At 62.9% G+C, this 16,531-nt stretch carries 13 protein-coding genes; 8 read left to right on the forward strand and 5 right to left on the reverse strand.

What is annotated here, in order from left to right; all coding sequences use genetic code 11:
• Positions 1-5 precede the first annotated feature (5 nt).
• The 5 genes from HMPREF3044_RS09900 to HMPREF3044_RS09920 all read left to right on the forward strand — a co-directional run bounded on the left by HMPREF3044_RS09900 (position 6) and on the right by HMPREF3044_RS09920 (position 6,523).
• Complete coding sequence (locus HMPREF3044_RS09900; protein ID WP_070741296.1) at positions 6-2,336, forward strand: DNA polymerase III subunit gamma and tau; 2,331 nt, start codon at positions 6-8, stop codon at positions 2,334-2,336.
• A gap of 34 nt (positions 2,337-2,370) precedes the next feature.
• Entirely contained in the window at positions 2,371-2,700 is a 330-nt protein-coding gene (locus tag HMPREF3044_RS09905) for a YbaB/EbfC family nucleoid-associated protein (RefSeq protein ID WP_005390907.1), read from the forward strand.
• A complete protein-coding gene (gene recR, locus HMPREF3044_RS09910; protein WP_005396279.1) occupies positions 2,700-3,323 on the forward strand; it encodes a recombination mediator RecR in 624 nt (207 codons plus the stop codon). The genes HMPREF3044_RS09905 and recR overlap by 1 nt, the downstream gene beginning before the upstream one ends.
• 66 nt (positions 3,324-3,389) lie before the next feature.
• Complete coding sequence (locus HMPREF3044_RS09915) at positions 3,390-4,130, forward strand: ABC transporter ATP-binding protein (RefSeq protein ID WP_005396274.1); 741 nt, start codon at positions 3,390-3,392, stop codon at positions 4,128-4,130.
• Positions 4,131-4,132: 2 nt separating this feature from the next.
• Positions 4,133-6,523, forward strand: a complete 2,391-nt coding sequence (locus HMPREF3044_RS09920) for an ABC transporter permease (protein ID WP_070741298.1) — start codon at positions 4,133-4,135, stop codon at positions 6,521-6,523.
• Here the strand turns inward: HMPREF3044_RS09920 and HMPREF3044_RS09925 are convergent.
• The 4 genes from HMPREF3044_RS09925 to leuA all read right to left on the reverse strand — a co-directional run bounded on the left by HMPREF3044_RS09925 (position 6,520) and on the right by leuA (position 11,227).
• On the reverse strand, positions 6,520-7,257 hold the full coding sequence (locus tag HMPREF3044_RS09925) for a type 1 glutamine amidotransferase (RefSeq protein WP_005390899.1): 738 nt from the start codon (positions 7,255-7,257) through the stop codon (positions 6,520-6,522). The genes HMPREF3044_RS09920 and HMPREF3044_RS09925 overlap by 4 nt on opposite strands.
• Positions 7,254-8,510: a MurT ligase domain-containing protein gene (locus tag HMPREF3044_RS09930; RefSeq protein WP_070741301.1), complete on the reverse strand. Its 1,257-nt coding sequence runs from the start codon at positions 8,508-8,510 to the stop codon at positions 7,254-7,256. Before HMPREF3044_RS09930 ends, HMPREF3044_RS09925 begins: the two co-directional genes overlap by 4 nt.
• A complete protein-coding gene (locus HMPREF3044_RS09935) occupies positions 8,507-9,445 on the reverse strand; it encodes an exonuclease domain-containing protein (RefSeq protein WP_005390896.1) in 939 nt (312 codons plus the stop codon). Before HMPREF3044_RS09935 ends, HMPREF3044_RS09930 begins: the two co-directional genes overlap by 4 nt.
• A gap of 63 nt (positions 9,446-9,508) precedes the next feature.
• Complete coding sequence (gene leuA, locus HMPREF3044_RS09940; RefSeq protein WP_196793950.1) at positions 9,509-11,227, reverse strand: 2-isopropylmalate synthase; 1,719 nt, start codon at positions 11,225-11,227, stop codon at positions 9,509-9,511.
• A 217-nt stretch (positions 11,228-11,444) separates the two neighbouring features.
• Here leuA and HMPREF3044_RS09945 point away from each other — a divergent pair, with 217 nt between their 5' ends.
• A complete protein-coding gene (locus HMPREF3044_RS09945) occupies positions 11,445-12,362 on the forward strand; it encodes a hypothetical protein (RefSeq protein WP_246821013.1) in 918 nt (305 codons plus the stop codon).
• Here the strand turns inward: HMPREF3044_RS09945 and HMPREF3044_RS09950 are convergent.
• Positions 12,339-13,190 (reverse strand): DMT family transporter, encoded by an 852-nt coding sequence (locus HMPREF3044_RS09950; protein ID WP_005390888.1) that lies wholly within the window; start codon positions 13,188-13,190, stop codon positions 12,339-12,341. The genes HMPREF3044_RS09945 and HMPREF3044_RS09950 overlap by 24 nt on opposite strands.
• Before the next feature lie 96 nt (positions 13,191-13,286).
• Between HMPREF3044_RS09950 and HMPREF3044_RS09955 the strand changes: the two genes are divergently transcribed.
• Both HMPREF3044_RS09955 and HMPREF3044_RS09960 read left to right on the forward strand, forming a co-directional pair.
• A complete protein-coding gene (locus HMPREF3044_RS09955) occupies positions 13,287-14,552 on the forward strand; it encodes an aspartate kinase (RefSeq protein ID WP_005390887.1) in 1,266 nt (421 codons plus the stop codon).
• Positions 14,553-14,913: 361 nt separating this feature from the next.
• Positions 14,914-16,491 (forward strand): SpaH/EbpB family LPXTG-anchored major pilin, encoded by a 1,578-nt coding sequence (locus tag HMPREF3044_RS09960; RefSeq protein ID WP_070741307.1) that lies wholly within the window; start codon positions 14,914-14,916, stop codon positions 16,489-16,491.
• Positions 16,492-16,531 lie beyond the last annotated feature (40 nt).

Consider the following 16,531-nt stretch of genomic DNA (forward strand, 5'->3'; position numbering starts at 1 on the left):
TAACCGTGGCTTTATATCACAAGTATCGTCCGGCAACGTTCGCAGAAGTCCGAGGTCAGGAGCATGTAACGCGGCCGCTGTCCGTCGCGCTCGACAGCGGCAACATCGGCCATGCCTACCTCTTCTCCGGCCCGCGTGGCTGTGGTAAAACCAGCTCCGCGCGCATCCTCGCCCGGTCGCTGAACTGTGAACACGGCCCCACCTCCACCCCGTGTGGTGAGTGCGACTCCTGTCGGGCGCTTGCGCCGGGTGGCACCGGCAACTTGGATGTCACGGAACTTGACGCGGCCTCCCACGGTTCCGTCGACGATATGCGTGAGCTGCGCGAATCCGCCGTTTTCGCGCCGAGCGAGTCCCGCTACCGCATCTTCATCATCGACGAGGCGCACATGATCACCCCACAGGGTGCAAACGCGCTGCTCAAGATCGTCGAAGAACCGCCGGAGCACCTCGTCTTCATCTTCGCCACCACGGAGCCGGAAAAAATCATTGGCACGATCCGCTCCCGCGTTCAGCACTACCCATTCCGCCTGCTCACGCCGCCTGTTATGCGCGGTCTTTTGCAGGATGTGTGCGCGGGCGAGGGCGTCGAGGTGGAGGATTCCGTCTTCACCCCCGTCATCCGCGCCGGCGGGGGCTCGCCCCGCGATACTCTCTCCATCCTCGATCAGCTCCTGGCCGGCGTCCCCGCAGGTGAGAAGCTCAGCTACGAGCTCGCGGCACCCCTTTTGGGAGTCACGGATTCCACGCTCCTCGATTCCGCCGTCCGCGTCATCGCCACCCACGACGCGCCGGGCGCATTCTCGCTCGTCGGTCAGGTTATCGACCGTGGCATCGACCCGAAGCGCTTCACCAGTGATCTTCTCGACCGCTTCCGCGACCTCATGGTCCTCCAGGCCGTCCCGGATGCCCTCTCATCTGGGCTTGTCGACGCTCCTTCGCTCCTTCACTCCGAGCTCACCGAGGAAGTCCAGCTCTTCTCGGGGCAGGGGCTGCCCCAGATCACCGCACTTGTCAACACCGGCCTGGAGGACATGCGTGGCACCCTCGCCCCCCGCATCCTTCTTGAGGTCCTCATGGCCCGCCTCCTCTCCGTCGGCACGGGTGCCCCCGTCATCGATCCAGCTTCCAGCCCTGCAGCCCTTGCGCCCCCGGCCCCGGAGCAGGTCAGCGAGGCAGGCAAGAAATACCTCCGGCGCTCCCAGCGACCGGCCGCCCAGCCGCAGGCTCAGCAGCCTGTCCAGCCACAGCAGCCAGCGCAACCACAGTCCCAGCAGCCTGTACAGCGACCTGCCCAACCGCAGGCTCAGCAGCCGACCCAGTCGCAGCAGCAATCTGCACCGTCTGTGCCGGTGGAGGAAAAGCAACCCCGCCAGTACCAGGAATACGGCCAGCCGTCGCAGCCTGAACAGGAAGAACACGAAGTTCCGGAACCGCGGCAGCAGTGGGAGGCTGGGCGCGACGAGCAGCCACAGCAGGTGGAGTCTGCTCCCCAGGAGCCCGAAACAAGCACCGTGGACGTGGAAACCGTGCGGGCGAAGTGGGTCGATATCCTCAACTACATTTCGCGGGAAAAGAAGAACACGACCGCACGGATCCTGCTCCGCGGTGCGACGCTCCTCGACGTCCGCGATGGCACCCTCTACCTCGGCATCCTCACCGGGGCGATTGCCAACCGGCTCAACGATGCGAAGCACAACGCCGACATCGTCGATGCCGTGATGGCAGAGACCAACGCGTCGCTCGCCGTCGAATGCGTGCTGGGTAACAAGATCCCGGCATCCACGAAATCGACGGCTGCGCCTGCACCAGCGTCCGTGCCCGGTTCCGCTTCCACGGATGCGCCCGCGTCAGCGGACGTGCCTGCTTCCGCCCCCACGGGCGCGACGGCGCCAGCGCCAGCGCCCGCACCGGCACCGGAACCTGAGCGCCCGTCGGCTCCGACCGCGCCTGCAGCGCCTGCTCAGCCGATGCCCACGGTGACTCCGCCGGTGCCCACGGCGGGGCCTGCGGAAAGGAACAGGGAACCGGAGGCACAGGCGTCGGAAAGCACAGACGAGGAGAGCCACCAACCGGAGGCCTCCATCCCGCACTGGAAGCAGCGGATGAACGCCATCGTTGCCAAGAACAGGGAACCGGAGCCCGGGAACTATCCGCCGCCACCGCCCGTTCCACCAGAACCGGACATTCCGCTTCCTCCTGAACCCACTGACGAGGAGATGGAGGAAGAGATGGCCCGCGCCGCAACGGAGGACCCGGGCAACTTCGACCACCGGACACCGAAGGACATGGCGATGGACTTGCTCCAAACGGAGCTTGGCGCCAGGCCAATGTAGAATGTAACAAGCTTAGAAACTACAAGGAGAAACAATGACTCAGCCCGATATGAACCAGATCATCCAGCAGGCCCAGCAGATGCAGGCGAAGCTGCAGCAGGCGCAGGAAGAGATCGTGAAGTCCAGCGTCGTCGGCGAGGCCGGCGGCGGACTCGTCACCGTCACCATGCGTGGCTCCGGCCAGATCTCTGACCTCACCATGGACGAGCGCGTCGTCGATCCGGAGGACATCGACGGCCTCAAGGACCTCATCATCGGTGCCTTCGCTGATGCCCACCGCAAGGTGCAGGCCATGGCCCAGGAGAAGATGGGTCCGCTCACCCAGGGTCTCAACGGTGGCGACCTCGGGGGCATGCTCGGTTAATGTTCGAAGGTCCGTTTCAGGAGCTTATCGACGAATTCTCCCGCCTCCCCGGCATCGGACCGAAATCCGCTCAACGCATCGCCTTCCACCTCATCAACGCGGAAGACGACAGCGTTGAGCGGCTTATTTCTGCGCTCACCGGGGTAGTCGGCGGCGTCAGCTTCTGCAGAATCTGCTGCAACATCTCCTCCGACGAGGTCTGCACCATCTGCGCCAACCCCGAACGCGACGCCACCACCATCTGTGTCGTCGAAGAGCCCAAAGACATCCAGGTCATCGAGCGCACCGGCGAATACACCGGCCGCTACCACGTCCTCGGCGGGGCACTCGACCCCCTCGGCGGCATCGGCCCCAAAGAACTCAACATCACCCAACTGGTTAGACGGGTTGGAGGAACGCTTCCCGACGTCTCGTCGGACGTCCCCGACATCGCCGAGGTAATCCTCGCCACCGACCCCAACACCGAGGGGGAGGCCACCGCCAGTTACCTCGCCCGTCTGCTCAAAGACTTCTCTGGGCTCACCGTTTCTCGGCTTGCCTCCGGCATGCCCCTCGGTGGGGATTTGGAGTTTGTCGACGAGCTTACGCTCTCCCGCGCTCTCTCCGGTCGCCTGAAAATCTAACGGCTGCGCCGGCACTGTCGGTGTGAAATAATTCAAGAGGATAAGTTTTTCCTCTTGGAGGCAGCGATGGGCACCACACGGCAGGCCGCCGCGCGCGCAATCAACCTGCGCAAAATTTACGGGCAGGGTGAGACCACAGTCCGCGCCCTCGACGGCGTGACTGTTGCCATCGAGCAGCACACGTTTACCGCCATCATGGGCCCGAGCGGCTCCGGCAAGTCCACCCTCATGCACTGCATGGCGGGCCTGGACAAGCCCACATCGGGTCAGGTGTTCATCGGCGACACTGACATTTCCACACTGTCCGATAAGAAAATCACCGCCTATCGCCGCGACCGCCTAGGCTTCATCTTTCAGGACTACAACCTCGTCCCCATGCTCACGGCCAAGGAGAACATCCTGCTGCCCCTGGCCATCGCCGGCCGGAAACCGAACCCCAAGTGGTTCCGGCTTATCGTCTCCCGCCTGGGGCTGGACAAGCGCCTCGACCACCGCCCGAGCGAGCTTTCCGGCGGCCAGCAGCAGCGCGTCGCCTGCGCCCGCGCCCTCGTCACCCGCCCCGAGTTGATCTTCGGCGATGAGCCAACCGGCAACCTTGATTCCACCTCCTCCCAGGAGGTGCTCACTATCCTGCGCGCCTCGGTGGATCATTTCGGCCAGACCGTCGTCATCGTCACCCACGATGCGCACGCGGCAAGCTTCGCCGACCGCGTCATCTTCCTTGCCGACGGCAAAATCACCGCCGACCTGAAAAAACCCTCCAACGAGGAGATCATGTCCACCATGGCCACACTTGCGGAACTGTAGCCATGCGCACCTTCGCCCTCATCAGTTGGCGGTCAGCACGCAGCCACCCCGTGCGCATGCTCATGTGCATCCTCGCGGTGGTGTTGGGCACGAGCTTCGTCTCCGGCGCGTTCATGCTCACCGCTACCATGACCAAAGCCTTCGACGACATCATTTACGCCGAGTATGAGGGCGTGGATGTCGTCGTCACAGGCACAAAGGACTACCAGCTCACGCTGTCCATGCTCACGGATCTGGAGAACATCGACGGCGTGAAAGAGGCCCACCCGGTGGACACCGTCCCCATCATCCTGCTGGATAAGGACGGCGAGGCCGTCGGTTCCGGTGGCGCGGGCACGTGGATCATCGCCGACCACAAGCACCCCGACGAGTACGCCATCAACACCGACGCCGCCGCACGCACCGGCATCAGCCCGGGCGACACCGTCACCGTCATGTACCCGGGCGGGCGCCAGGAGATCACGTTGGAATCGACGGTTGAGGAGGAGTTCGCCACCGGCGGCTGGGTGGGCATCAATGTGCCCCGCGCGGACATGGAAAAGATCTACACCGACGGGATCCATACGTCCACCATTGAGATCGTCGCCGAAAACATCCCCGCGTGGGAGCTGCGCGACATGGTCAAACATAAATTCCCGGAGGCGAAGGTGAAAACCGGGGTAGAGGCGGCCAACGACGAGTCCCAATCCTTGCGCGAGCAGCTCTCGTTTATCACCTACATTGTTCTCGCCTTCGGCCTTGTCGCCATGTTTGTGGCCACGTTCCTCATCGCGAACACGTTCTCCATGCTCGTGGCGGAGCGCACGCGCGAGTTCGCGCTCCTCCGCGCGATCGGCGCGTCCCGTGGCCAGGTTACAACTAGCGTCCTGTTCGAGTCGGCGCTCATCGGCATCATCGGCTCTGCTACGGGCATCGGTTTCGGGATGGTCATCGTCCGCGTCATCTACTCGCTCATGAACAGCGCGGGCTTCGGCCTGCCCGACGCCGGGGTCGGTCTCGACACCGCCAGCGTCGCCGTCCCGTTCCTCGTCGGCATCCTCGTGACCTGCGTCTCCGCTCTCGCCCCGGCGATGCGCGCCGGCCGTCTCCGCCCGATCCAGGCGATGAACACCACCGCGCCGCGCCCGCTCCGGGTCCGCACAGCCGTCGGCATCGTCCTGCTGCTCGCCAGCGTCGCGTTCCCGCCCCTGACTCTGGTTGCTGTTCTGCTTGTCACTCCCGCCCTCTTCAAGAGGCTTTTCGACGTCCGGGGCGGTGGCATCATCGGCCTCCTCGCCCGCACCAACCTGAGCCGCAACCCCACCCGCACGGCGACGACGGCCTTCGCCCTCACCCTCGGCGTCGGCCTCGTCGCGGCGGCGAGCGTGTTCGGCCAGTCGATGGCGGCGAGCACCACCGGCACGGTGACCACGAAGCTGGCCGCCGACGTCGTCGTCACGCCGGCGAGCCTCATCTCCTCGTCGGGCGTGCCGGAGGCCGTCAACAAGGACCTCCGCGATGTCATCGGGGTCGAGGCGATCTACGCGGATGCCTCCGTCCCCGTCCGCATCGCGGGCACCGGCACCGGCTCCAACGGCGAGCACCCGCTCAACTCGGTGCTCACCAGCGACCCCTCCCAGCTCATGGAGATTTCGCTTGTCGACGGCTCCTTCGACGAGGTGTCCTCAGAACTGGGTGTCGGTCTCAACACCATCGCCGCACACGACCTGGGGGTTACCGTCGGCGACACCGTGCGCGTCGATTCCGACCACTCCTCGGAGGTGCTCGACGTCCCCGTCCTCGCCATCTGGGAGCCGGGCTCCGTCCTCCCCAAACAGGCGGTCACCTTGCCCGTGGCGGAACGGCTCGTTTCTGACCGCAAGGATTGGTTCAGCTCCGCCACATATGTCAAGCTTGACGACGCGTCGGAGGCCACCCGCGCCGACATTCAGGACATCATGGACGACTACAAAGTCGTCGAACAGCTAACGCTCGACGAGTACGCCGACGCCAAAACCGAGCAGATCTCCCAGTTCCTCTACGTCGTCTACGCCCTCCTCGCCCTCGCCGTCATCATCGCCATCCTCGGTATCGTCAACACCCTGGCGCTGTCCATCATCGAGCGCGGCCACGAGTTCGCCATGCTCCGTAGCGTCGGGCTGCAGCGCACGCAGATGTGGCGCATGGTGACCACCGAGTCGATCCTCATCGCCCTAGCCGGTTCGACAATCGGCGTCGTCGTCGGTGGTGTCATCGGCTGGTGGTTCGTGCGCTTCATGGCCACACGTGGCATCGATGTCCTCGTCATCCCCTGGGGCACCCTCGCCCTCCTCGCCCTCGCCGGTGTTGGTGTGGGGCTGTTCGCCTCGCTGGTGCCCGCTGCACGCGCCGCGCGCACCGACCCTCTGACCTAGAAGCGCTCCATTCGCTTGGCTGCCAGCCGCTCTTTCCGCAGCTGCTCGACCTCCGGCAGGTTGAGCGGCTCCAGCTCCATGCCGGTTGCCCGCTCAAGCAGGACATCCGCCAACTGTGGGTTGCGTGCGAGCACCGGCCCATGCAGGTACGTGGCGATGACGTTGCCCTGCACGACACCTTCTGCCGATAGTTGCGCCGAGGGGTCGGCCATGTCGTAGGTGCCGGACGAGTCGGAGTTGCCCACGCCCACGAGCACCGTTCCCAGTGGTGCGGCATCGGCACCCAAAAGCGTGGCACCCATGTGGTTTTCGAACCCGGTGAGCGTCTCCGTCAGCCCTGGCAGGCCCGTCGGCCGGGTGCGGATCTCCCCGATGGCGCGTTTCTTAAGCGTCGTCGTGGTGGCGTCGATAAGCCCGACACCGTCGATGACCCGACCGTTAGCGCGGAAGCTTTCGCCGAGCACCTGCAGCCCGGCGCAGATGGCCAGGATCGGGGCGCTCACGCGCGTTAAGTCCGCCAGGTGTTCGACAGCGAGCGTCTGCGCGGTGTCCTCGCCGCCACCCATGAGGTACACGTCGAGGCCGAGCGGCACGGGGTCGCCGAGTTTGACTTCCTTAATCGTGGCCGTCAGGCCACGCATTTCGGCGCGGCTGCGCAGCACGAGCGCGTTGCCATTGTCGCCGTATGTGCCGAGGACGTCGGGGAGCAGAAGACCGATGGTGAGTTCACTCATTTGTTCAGCGCTTTCTTGAGGTCGCGGAATGCGGTGTAGTTGGCGAGTACCTCTACCTTGCCGGGCGGGCACGCTTCGATGGCGGCGATGGGGTCGGGGATCGTTTCGTGCTCGATGCCGCCGTACAGCAGGCGCACGCCCAGATCGGCGGAGCGCTCGCCGGCGGCCTTGACGGCAATGCCCTCGAAGGATTCGAACCGCACGTCCCACAACCAGGAGAGGTCCTCGCCATCGGCGACCTGCCCGTTCACCGCAATGACGAGGCCATCGGCGGAGCGGTCGACCATGGACAGGGCTTCCTGCCAGCCGGCGGGGTTCTTCGCCAGCAGCATGTGCACCTGGTGCTCACCGTGCGTGATGGTGGAGTAGCGTCCGGCGACATTGTCCACGGTGCCGGTGGCGCGGGCGGCGTCTACTACGGGGATGTCGTAGCAGGAGACCGCCGCGGCGATCGCCTGGGTGGCGTTGCCGCGGTTGGCGTTGCCGGGCAGCTGCAGCTCCAGCGGTGTCACGTTTCCGGCGTGTGTGACACCCTCGGGCGTGATGAGCCACGAAGGCTCCGGCCTGCGGAATTCTTGGCCGTTGGGGAGTTTCTTCACGGCGTACCAGTCCCAGCCGTCGCGGATGACGGCGCCGCCGGTGCGCGGGCAGCTGACGGAGTCGCCGAGCCAGCCAACGCCGGCGGAGACCCAGATGACGTTGGGGGAGTCCCACGCGACGGAGGTCATGAGCACATCGTCGCAGTTGGCGATGACGGTCATGTCCGGCCGGGCGTTCACGCAGGCGCGCAGGGCGCGTTCGATTTTGTTGATCTCGCCGACGCGGTCGAGCTGGTCGCGCGACAGGTTGAGCAGCACCAAACACCCTGCATCCAACCGTTCGGCCACGTGGGGAACGTGCAGCTCGTCGCATTCCAAAACCACGTGCGTTGCGTCTTCGCCCGCCAGCAAAGCGGAGATGATGCCGGCGTCCATGTTGTCGCCGCCCTCGTTCGACACCACCGTGTAGCGGGTGCGCAGTGCCGCGGTGAGCATCCGGGTTGTCGTTGATTTGCCGTTGGTGCCGGTGACGAGCGCCACGGGTCGGCCGCCGCCGAGGTCGTTCATGATTGAGGGGTCGATGGCGTTTGCGACGAGCCCGCCGATCATCCCCCCTGCGCCTCGTCCTGTCGCGCGCGACGCGGTGGTTGCGAGGTTCGCGGCAGTGCGGGCTAGACGGCGACGGTACGTGCGGACGGCCTTAGGCAGCTTCATGGGTTCATACTAGCAAGGCGGAGAAATTCCTCGTCTGTAATCAGGGGGATGCCTTTCCGGTGTGCGTGCATTCCTTTCCCACGCCTCGGGCGTTTCTCGTTGCACACCACTAAAGACGTGGTGCGGGTGACTTTTTCGGAGTATGCGAGTTCCCCGTCGACGACGGCGTGGATGATGTCGTCAGGGTCGCGGGCGATCTCAGGCGCGACGACGACCTCCATCCCGGGTTTGAGTTCGCCGGCGAATTGTCCGGGGTTGGGCTTCTTAGCGGCCGCAGCGGCATCGACGCGGATGAGGGAGCGTTGCAGACCGAAGCGGTCGGCTTTGAGTTCCTTGGGGTCGCTGACTGCGTGCGTGTCGCGGAAGCGTTCGAAAAAGAGGCGCGCCAGGAGGAGGGTGTCCTCTCTAGTCAGCTCTGCTGCTGGTTGCTGTGCCCTGCTTATCGACGCTTTTTCGCTGACGTTGTACCCCAATTGGTGCGCGAGGCTTCGCAGCCGCGTGTCGGTGACGAAGATGCCCTCACGACGGGCGGCTCCTAGCGTGTCGACGACGGCGACCGGCCGTGGCACGTGCCCCACCCCGCGCCGCCTGCGCCCACCGCGCTTGCGACGGCGCGCCTTGAGGGTGCGTTTCGACTCACTGACGATGAACCCCCAGGTTTGCGGGGCGTTGTGGGTGATGAGCGTCCGACCGTCGAGAAGCGTGCAGAGCTTTTTGAGGAAGTGCCCGAACGGACGAGCAGCCTCGACCTCCGCGCGCGGGACCCCGTGCAGGTGGCGGGGCCCCGGGTCCGTCACAGGGTTGACCATGGTGAAGAACGTGTCCACGGGAGTGCCCTCCGCGTCGAACGTCACCGCATCGATGGTGACGATGCGGGCGGTGGAGGGGTGGAGGCCTGTCGTTTGGATCGTCAGGGCAATGAAAGGATCCTGCATACCAACAAACCTTACATTCCCCCGTCTCCCGTCGGCTCGCTTCGGCAGACGGGGGAATCGGGCCTAGGCCCTGTAGGCGCGGTTGATGGCGCTTGTCACTGCTTTGACGGAGGCGACGGTGATGGAGGAGTCGACACCGACACCCCAGAACCTACGGCCGTTGATGTCGGCGTGGATGTAGGCGGCTGCCTCGGCATCATCGCCGGCGGTGCGGGCGTGCTGGGTGTACTCCTGGATCTCCACATCAATGCCCACCTTCTCTAGGGCATTGGTGTAGATCGCCAGAGGACCATTACCGGTCCCCGTCAGCTGCTCCTCCTTCCCGTTCACCGTGACGCGGACATCATTGCCGTTGACGCTGGGCGTTGCCAGCGGGCCGTCTGCGCGGAGGAATTCGCCCTCGAACAGCTCCCACATGGTGGCGGAATCGACCTCGCCGCCCTCGGCATCGGTCTTCTGCTGGACGATCTGGGAGAAGTCCACCTGCACCGGGCGTGGCAGATCCATGCCGTGATCGGTCTTCATGAGGTAGGCTACGCCGCCCTTGCCGGACTGGGAGTTGACGCGGATGACAGCCTCGTAGGTGCGGCCGAGATCCTTCGGATCGATGGGCAGGTACGGCACCTCCCAGTGGTCTTTCTCCTCAATGTGGCGCAGGCCTTTATTAATAGCATCCTGGTGGGAGCCGGAGAAGGCGGTGAAGACGAGGTCGCCGCCGTACGGGTGACGCTCGTGCACGCCGATCTGGTTGCAGTACTCCACGGTGGAGCGAATCTGGTTGATGTTGGAGAAGTCAATCTGTGGGTCGATGCCCTGCGTCAGCAGGTTCAAGCCGAGGGTGACTAGGTCGACGTTGCCGGTGCGCTCACCGTTGCCAAACAGGCAGCCCTCGATGCGGTCGGCGCCGGCGAGGAAGCCGAGCTCAGCGGTGGCAATGCCGGTGCCACGGTCGTTGTGCGGGTGGAGACTCAGCACGATGTGGTTGCGGCGCTTGAGGTTGCGGTGCATCCACTCGATGGAGTCGGCGTACACGTTCGGCGTGGTCATCTCGACGGTGGAGGGCAGGTTGATGATCATCGGGTTGTCCTCGGTGGGATCCATGATGTCCACCACGGCGTCGCAGACTTCCTTGGCGTAGGCGACCTCGGTGCCGGTGTAGCTCTCCGGCGAGTATTCCCAGCGCCAGTTGGTGTCCGGGTAGTCGGCGGCGATCTCCTTGATCAGGTGCGCGGCATCGGTGGCGAGCTTCTTCACGCCCTCCTTGTCCTTCTTGAACACGACCTCGCGCTGCAGGATGGAGGTGGAATTGTAGAAGTGGACGATGACGTTCTTGGCACCCTCGCAGGCCTCGAAGGTGCGGCGGATGAGGTGTTCGCGGGCCTGGACGAGGACCTGGATGGTGACATCGTCGGGGATCTTGTCGTTTTCGATGATGTCACGGATGAAGTCGAAGTCCGTCTGGCTGGCGGAGGGGAAGCCAACCTCGATCTCCTTGTAGCCCATCTGCACGAGGAGGCTAAACATGCGGCGCTTGCGCTCGGGGCTCATCGGGTCGATAAGTGCCTGGTTGCCGTCGCGCAGGTCCACGGCGCACCACAGGGGGGCGTGAGTGAAGCGCTTGTTCGGCCACGTGCGGTCCTCCAGCTGGAAGTCCTCCACCTCTTGGTGGTAAGGGAGGTACTTGTCAAAGGGCATGGATGAGCCCTTCTGCTTGTTCCAGGCCGGCTGGTCTGCCGGTGCTGGTGCCGAGGGGGTAGTAATGGCTGCTGGTGCGGAGTACATAGAGATAAGTCCTAACGTTTGTGAAAAAGCGAGATGCGGCTTAAAGGACCGGCCCGAAGTGAAAATGAGGTTAAGATGAGACCCGGTCGGCAATGACAAACTCCGCGACGGGCCGCCGACCGAAATGAGATCCTACGATAACCCGCCGCGGCAAATAAGAAGAATAATGTTCATTGCCGAAGCCATGGGTTCATACTAAACCAGGAGAGGAGACTTTGTGGCAGAAACAGTAGCCCCACCCACAACGCCGGAAGGAGCATCCGAAAGTTTGAGGGTTGCAACTGCGGCCGCTGCGGGCACGGGTAAACGCTTCTCCCATGTCATCTTCCCTGGTGTTGCCGTACTTTCGGTGGCCTTGGCCGCCGCTGCCTTTGTTGTCAACATCACGGTCCTCGCCCTCTTTGGTGAGCAGTACGGTTTTATTGCTGTCGACTTCCTCGGCGTGTCCTGGGGTAAGTTGGCGCTCGCCGTGGTGGCGCACGCCCTGCTCATCTACGTTGTCTTCATCTACGGGCGGATTGCTTTCAAAGACAGTTTCATAGCGCCGATGGTGGTGGCAATGGGCTACCCCGGGGTGACAGCGGCATATGCGGATCCCAGTGAACTGGTGGGCACTGTGTGCATGTTCGGTGCCTTCTGTGCGGGCGTGTTGGATAAGCATCTCATCAGCGCGTTGTTTGGTGTCGTGGCGACGTTCTTCACGCCCTTTGCGTGGGCGCTGTGGATTATGTACGCGATGTTCATCCTGCAGAAGAAGTTCAAGAGCTGGGCCTGGTTGGGGATCATCACTTTGTTCACCCCCGCCCTCCCGCACGCTGAGACACACCGTCTCATTTCTGAGGGGTTGTTCGGCAATATTTCCCCGCTGGGGCTCTTCCTCATCATCACCACGATCGTCTGGCTGTGCAGCAGAAAGGGGATGTGGCCCCCGGGTTTCGTCCTCTATGCGCTCGTGCTGTGGAAGATGTGGGGTGGCTACACGGTGGCGCTGAGCTCCTTGTTTGTATGGTTGCCGCTAGCGTTGGCCACCAAACGCAACATGCGCCCGCTGCCTTTCCTTCTCGTCTGCCTGGTGTGGGTGTTCTTCGGCGCGTGGGTGTCGGCCCATGGTCTAGTTCAGGGACTGGCGGGATAGCGCGAACGTGGACACCACCATCGCCGCAGCCGCGAGCACCATGAGCAGCCATTCGAAGCCGGCAACCTGGAACCGCTCGTTCAGGACCGCGTAGCCCAGGGCAAAGGCCACGAAGGGTTCGGCTACGGTCATCGCGGGGAGGGAATGCTTGAGGGCGGCGGCGTTGAAGCTGGACTGCTGGACGATGGTGCCCAGCGTCGCCATGCCGATGAGGGCGTAGCCCTCCCAGTTGAAGATGAGCGCGTCGATGCCACCCGTCATGAAGAGGTTCACCGTGGCCTTCGAGAGCACTGCCACGTAGCCGAAGATTGCGCCGGTGACGACACCGAGGAAGAACGCCTTCTCGTGGCGGATCCGCGTGTAGGCGAAGCGGTCCAGCGCGATGAGAACCGCGCCACCAATGAGCAGCGCCGGGATCCAACGGCGCAGCGTCGGCTGCACGTCGCCGTGCGCGGGGTTACCGACAATGACAATGATGGCGACGGCCGCTGAGAGGACGAACGCCCAGAAGAGCTCCGCTTTACTGATCCTCTGCTTTTGGTAGATCGAGGACAGGGGCAGGGTGAACATGAGGGAAAGGCAGAGGATGGGCTGCACGATAAGCAGGGGGCCAAAACCCAGCGCAACCACCTGAAAACCGTAACCCAAAAAGGCCGTCGACAAGCCAGCCCACCACAGGGGACGCCGAATGACGCGCAGAATGGGGGAGTCCCGGAGCTCCCCCGAAGCGTCGGGAGCTTCCTCGGCGATGCGATGCCTGACCACTGTGCCCCACGCAATGGTCAGCGCGGATGCGAGGGCAAATAGAACGGCGAGAACGTTAGACACCTAAACCAGGATAACCGCGTTGCTTCACATGAACCGGTCTGTCTAGGTACAATTTATGCACACTGACAGTTTTACTGTGTAAAGGAGCAATGGTTCATGGCGCTAGTAGTGCAAAAATACGGCGGCTCCTCGCTGGAGTCAGCCGAACGAATCCGGAAAGTAGCGGAACGAATTGTTGCCACCAAGAAGGCCGGTAACGAGGTTGTTGTGGTGTGCTCAGCCATGGGGGACACCACCGATGATCTGCTAGACCTCGCCCACGAAGTTAACCCCGTCCCGCCCGCCCGTGAGCTCGACATGCTGCTCACCGCCGGTGAGCGCATCTCCAACGCGCTCGTAGCCATGGCTATTGAGAGCTTCGGCGCACACGCGCAGAGCTTCACTGGGTCGCAGGCCGGCGTGCTCACCACCGAGAAGCACGGCAACGCGAAGATCGTGGATGTCACCCCGTTCCGCATCCGCGAGGCCCTGGACAAGGGCAATATCTGCATCGTCGCGGGCTTCCAGGGCGTGAATAAGGAATCCAAGGACGTCACCACCCTCGGTCGCGGTGGCTCGGATACGACCGCCGTCGCGCTGGCGGCGGCGCTCGGGGCCGACGTGTGCGAGATTTATTCCGACGTCGACGGCGTGTACACGGCGGATCCGCGCATCGTGCACAACGCCAAGAAGCTGGACAAGCTGTGCTTTGAGGAGATGCTGGAGCTCGCCGCCAGCGGCTCGAAGATTCTCGTTTTGCGCAGCGTGGAGTATGCGCGGGCCACGGGCGTGCCCATGCGCGTGCGCTCCAGCTACAGTAATGACCCCGGCACACTTGTAACAGGAACAATGGAGGAAATCCCAGTGGAAGAAGCAGTACTCACAGGTGTGGCTACCGACACCTCAGAAGCAAAGATCAGCGTTCTCGGCATCCCGGATACGCCCGGAAATGCCTCCGCTATTTTCCGTGCCATTGCCGACGCGGAAATCAATATTGACACGATTCTGCAGAACATCAGTTCTCTTGAGGACGGTCGCACAGATATCACGTTTACGTGCCCCCGCGCCGATGGCCCCCGGGCTCTTGAGGTTCTCAAGAAGATCCGCCTTGAGCAGGGCTGGGAGAACGTGCTTTACGACGATCAGATTGGCAAGGTATCGCTCGTCGGTGCCGGCATGAAGTCCCACCCGGGCGTGACGGCTGAATTCTGTGAAGCTCTTCGCGATGGGGGCATCAACATTGAGCTCATCTCCACCTCGGAAATTAGAATCACTGTGATTATCCGCGAGGACGACGTCGAGGCTGCGGCTCGCGCCATCCACGAGAAGTTTGAACTCGGTGGCGACGAGGAGGCCGTGGTGTACGCGGGCACCGGCCGCTAAAATTCCACCATATCGGGCATATAACCACATGGCTACAGGGCAATAACCTGCAACCATGTGGTTTTTTTGTGTGATTTTGCTCACCCCTATATTAAGGGAATCTGCATAAGGGCCGGTTGCGTACTGTATGAAAAAAATTTGCTGAAAATTTCATGGGAAAACCATTTGAGTACGAAACGATTGCTACATATAATCACAGGTGACAAGACAGTCAACAGCTGGAAAACGTAATAGCGGGCCAGCAGAACGTTTGAATGCCGTGACGGTCTTCTCGAGAACCCTGTATTCCTTTTCTCTTGGGTGCAGTCTCCTCGGCTGATCGTGGGCGAACTCGCTATGCAGTTATACCGATGGAGATGACATGTACAAGTTAAAGAAAATGGCAGCGGCCGTAGCAGCGTCCGCTCTCATCGCCACGGGCACCGGGTTTGCAACCCCCGTGGCTTTGGCGCAGGGAACCGCCACGAACGAGACCGCCGTGGCCCCCGCTGCAATCCCCGCTACTGGCACACTCACCATTCACAAGGTGATTGGGGAGGCAAACAAGAATGTGCGCAGCGATGGTACGCAAAAGGACGTTAAAGGCGAGCTCGGTAACGGCATCACATTCACCGTGACCCGCCTGGGCACGGACGCGAGCACCCCGATCGACCTCACCACGCAGGACGGTTGGGCCGCCATCTCTGGTAAGCAGATGAAAGGCACGGCGCTGCCGGAAGGCCTGGTTAAGACCTCCACCGTCAAGTCCAAGGCAACCGAGAATGGTGCCGTCAGCTTCGAGAGCCTCCCTGCAGGCATCTACCTCGTCGAGGAGCCTGCAAACCAGGTCACCTCGGAGGGTCAGGCCGTTGTCGGCTCCGCCCCGTTCCTCGTCACCGTCCCGATGACCAATCCGAATGGCACGGGCTGGCTGGATACTGTCCATGTCTACCCCAAGAACCAGGTTGTCCAACAGCCGACGAAGCAAATCACGGAGGTTGAAGGGACCCAGCCGGGTGTCAATATCGGTGAGAACATCGCCTACACCATTGAGGCACCGATCCCGACGGCGAACAATGCCGACGGCGACAAGGTGCTGCCTGCCTCCTTCACCGTCACGGATAAGCTGCCCGCAGGTCTGGGCGCTGCCACGAACATTAAGGTGAACCTGGACGGTACGTCCCTGACTGCTGACCAGTTCACCGTCATCCCCGGCCAGGTGGGTGACCAGCACACCGTCCGTATCGTGGTGAAGCCGAGCAAGCTGACCGATAAGACAGACGGCGTCAAGCTGACGGTCTACCTTGAGGCTCCGGTAGAGAAACTGGACAAGGCCCTCAACAACACCGCGTGGGCAGTACCGGAGGACTTGTCTTCCGCAGACCCGACGTGGGATCCGGCAAAACCCGGTGAGGGGCCGAAACCCGGTACGAGCACGGGCGATAAGGAAGCAAAGGCCACCTTTGCTGATATCACGATCACCAAGAAGAAGGCGGGTGCCGAGGATAAGCTCGCCGGAGCCAAGTTCCAGCTCTACCGCTGTGAGGGCGGTGCCAAGATTGGTAACCCGATCAATGTGAATAAGGCGAACACGTGGGAGACCGGCGCAGACGGCACGGTGAAAATTAGCGGGCTGAGCCTGACTACCGCCAATACCCAAGGCACGATCACGAACCCGTGGGATAACCAGGGCGATTCCTTCTGCCTGGTGGAGTTTAAGGCACCAGACGGCTACGCACTGCTGTCCAAGCCGGTCGTTCTTGACACGATCAACGACGAGGCGCTGAAGACCACGTCCCAGGACGATAATGTGCTGGTCACCCCCACCATCGAGAACGCGGCCGATGCGGGCATCCTCACCCGCCTGCCGCTGACCGGTGGTATGGGTATCTGGCTCATCCTGGCCGCTGGCCTCGCGATGATCATCGCCGGTCTTGCCTACTCCCGCAAGCGCGTCTAACAGTCGCACGAAAAGCCTGCTTGCGCTGTGACCTGATCAG

The organism is Corynebacterium sp. HMSC073D01 (assembly GCF_001815555.1).
Lineage (GTDB): Bacteria > Actinomycetota > Actinomycetes > Mycobacteriales > Mycobacteriaceae > Corynebacterium > Corynebacterium glucuronolyticum.

Coding starts and splice junctions, on each gene's coding strand:
- HMPREF3044_RS09905 (WP_005390907.1), top strand. CDS start 2,371: ATGACTCAGCCCGATATGAACCAGATCATCCAGCAGGCCCAGCAGATG.
- recR (WP_005396279.1), top strand. CDS start 2,700: ATGTTCGAAGGTCCGTTTCAGGAGCTTATCGACGAATTCTCCCGCCTC.
- HMPREF3044_RS09915 (WP_005396274.1), top strand. CDS start 3,390: ATGGGCACCACACGGCAGGCCGCCGCGCGCGCAATCAACCTGCGCAAA.
- HMPREF3044_RS09920 (WP_070741298.1), top strand. CDS start 4,133: ATGCGCACCTTCGCCCTCATCAGTTGGCGGTCAGCACGCAGCCACCCC.
- HMPREF3044_RS09925 (WP_005390899.1), bottom strand. CDS start 7,257: ATGAGTGAACTCACCATCGGTCTTCTGCTCCCCGACGTCCTCGGCACA.
- HMPREF3044_RS09930 (WP_070741301.1), bottom strand. CDS start 8,510: ATGAAGCTGCCTAAGGCCGTCCGCACGTACCGTCGCCGTCTAGCCCGC.
- HMPREF3044_RS09935 (WP_005390896.1), bottom strand. CDS start 9,445: ATGCAGGATCCTTTCATTGCCCTGACGATCCAAACGACAGGCCTCCAC.
- leuA (WP_196793950.1), bottom strand. CDS start 11,227: ATGTACTCCGCACCAGCAGCCATTACTACCCCCTCGGCACCAGCACCG.
- HMPREF3044_RS09955 (WP_005390887.1), top strand. CDS start 13,287: ATGGCGCTAGTAGTGCAAAAATACGGCGGCTCCTCGCTGGAGTCAGCC.
- HMPREF3044_RS09960 (WP_070741307.1), top strand. CDS start 14,914: ATGTACAAGTTAAAGAAAATGGCAGCGGCCGTAGCAGCGTCCGCTCTC.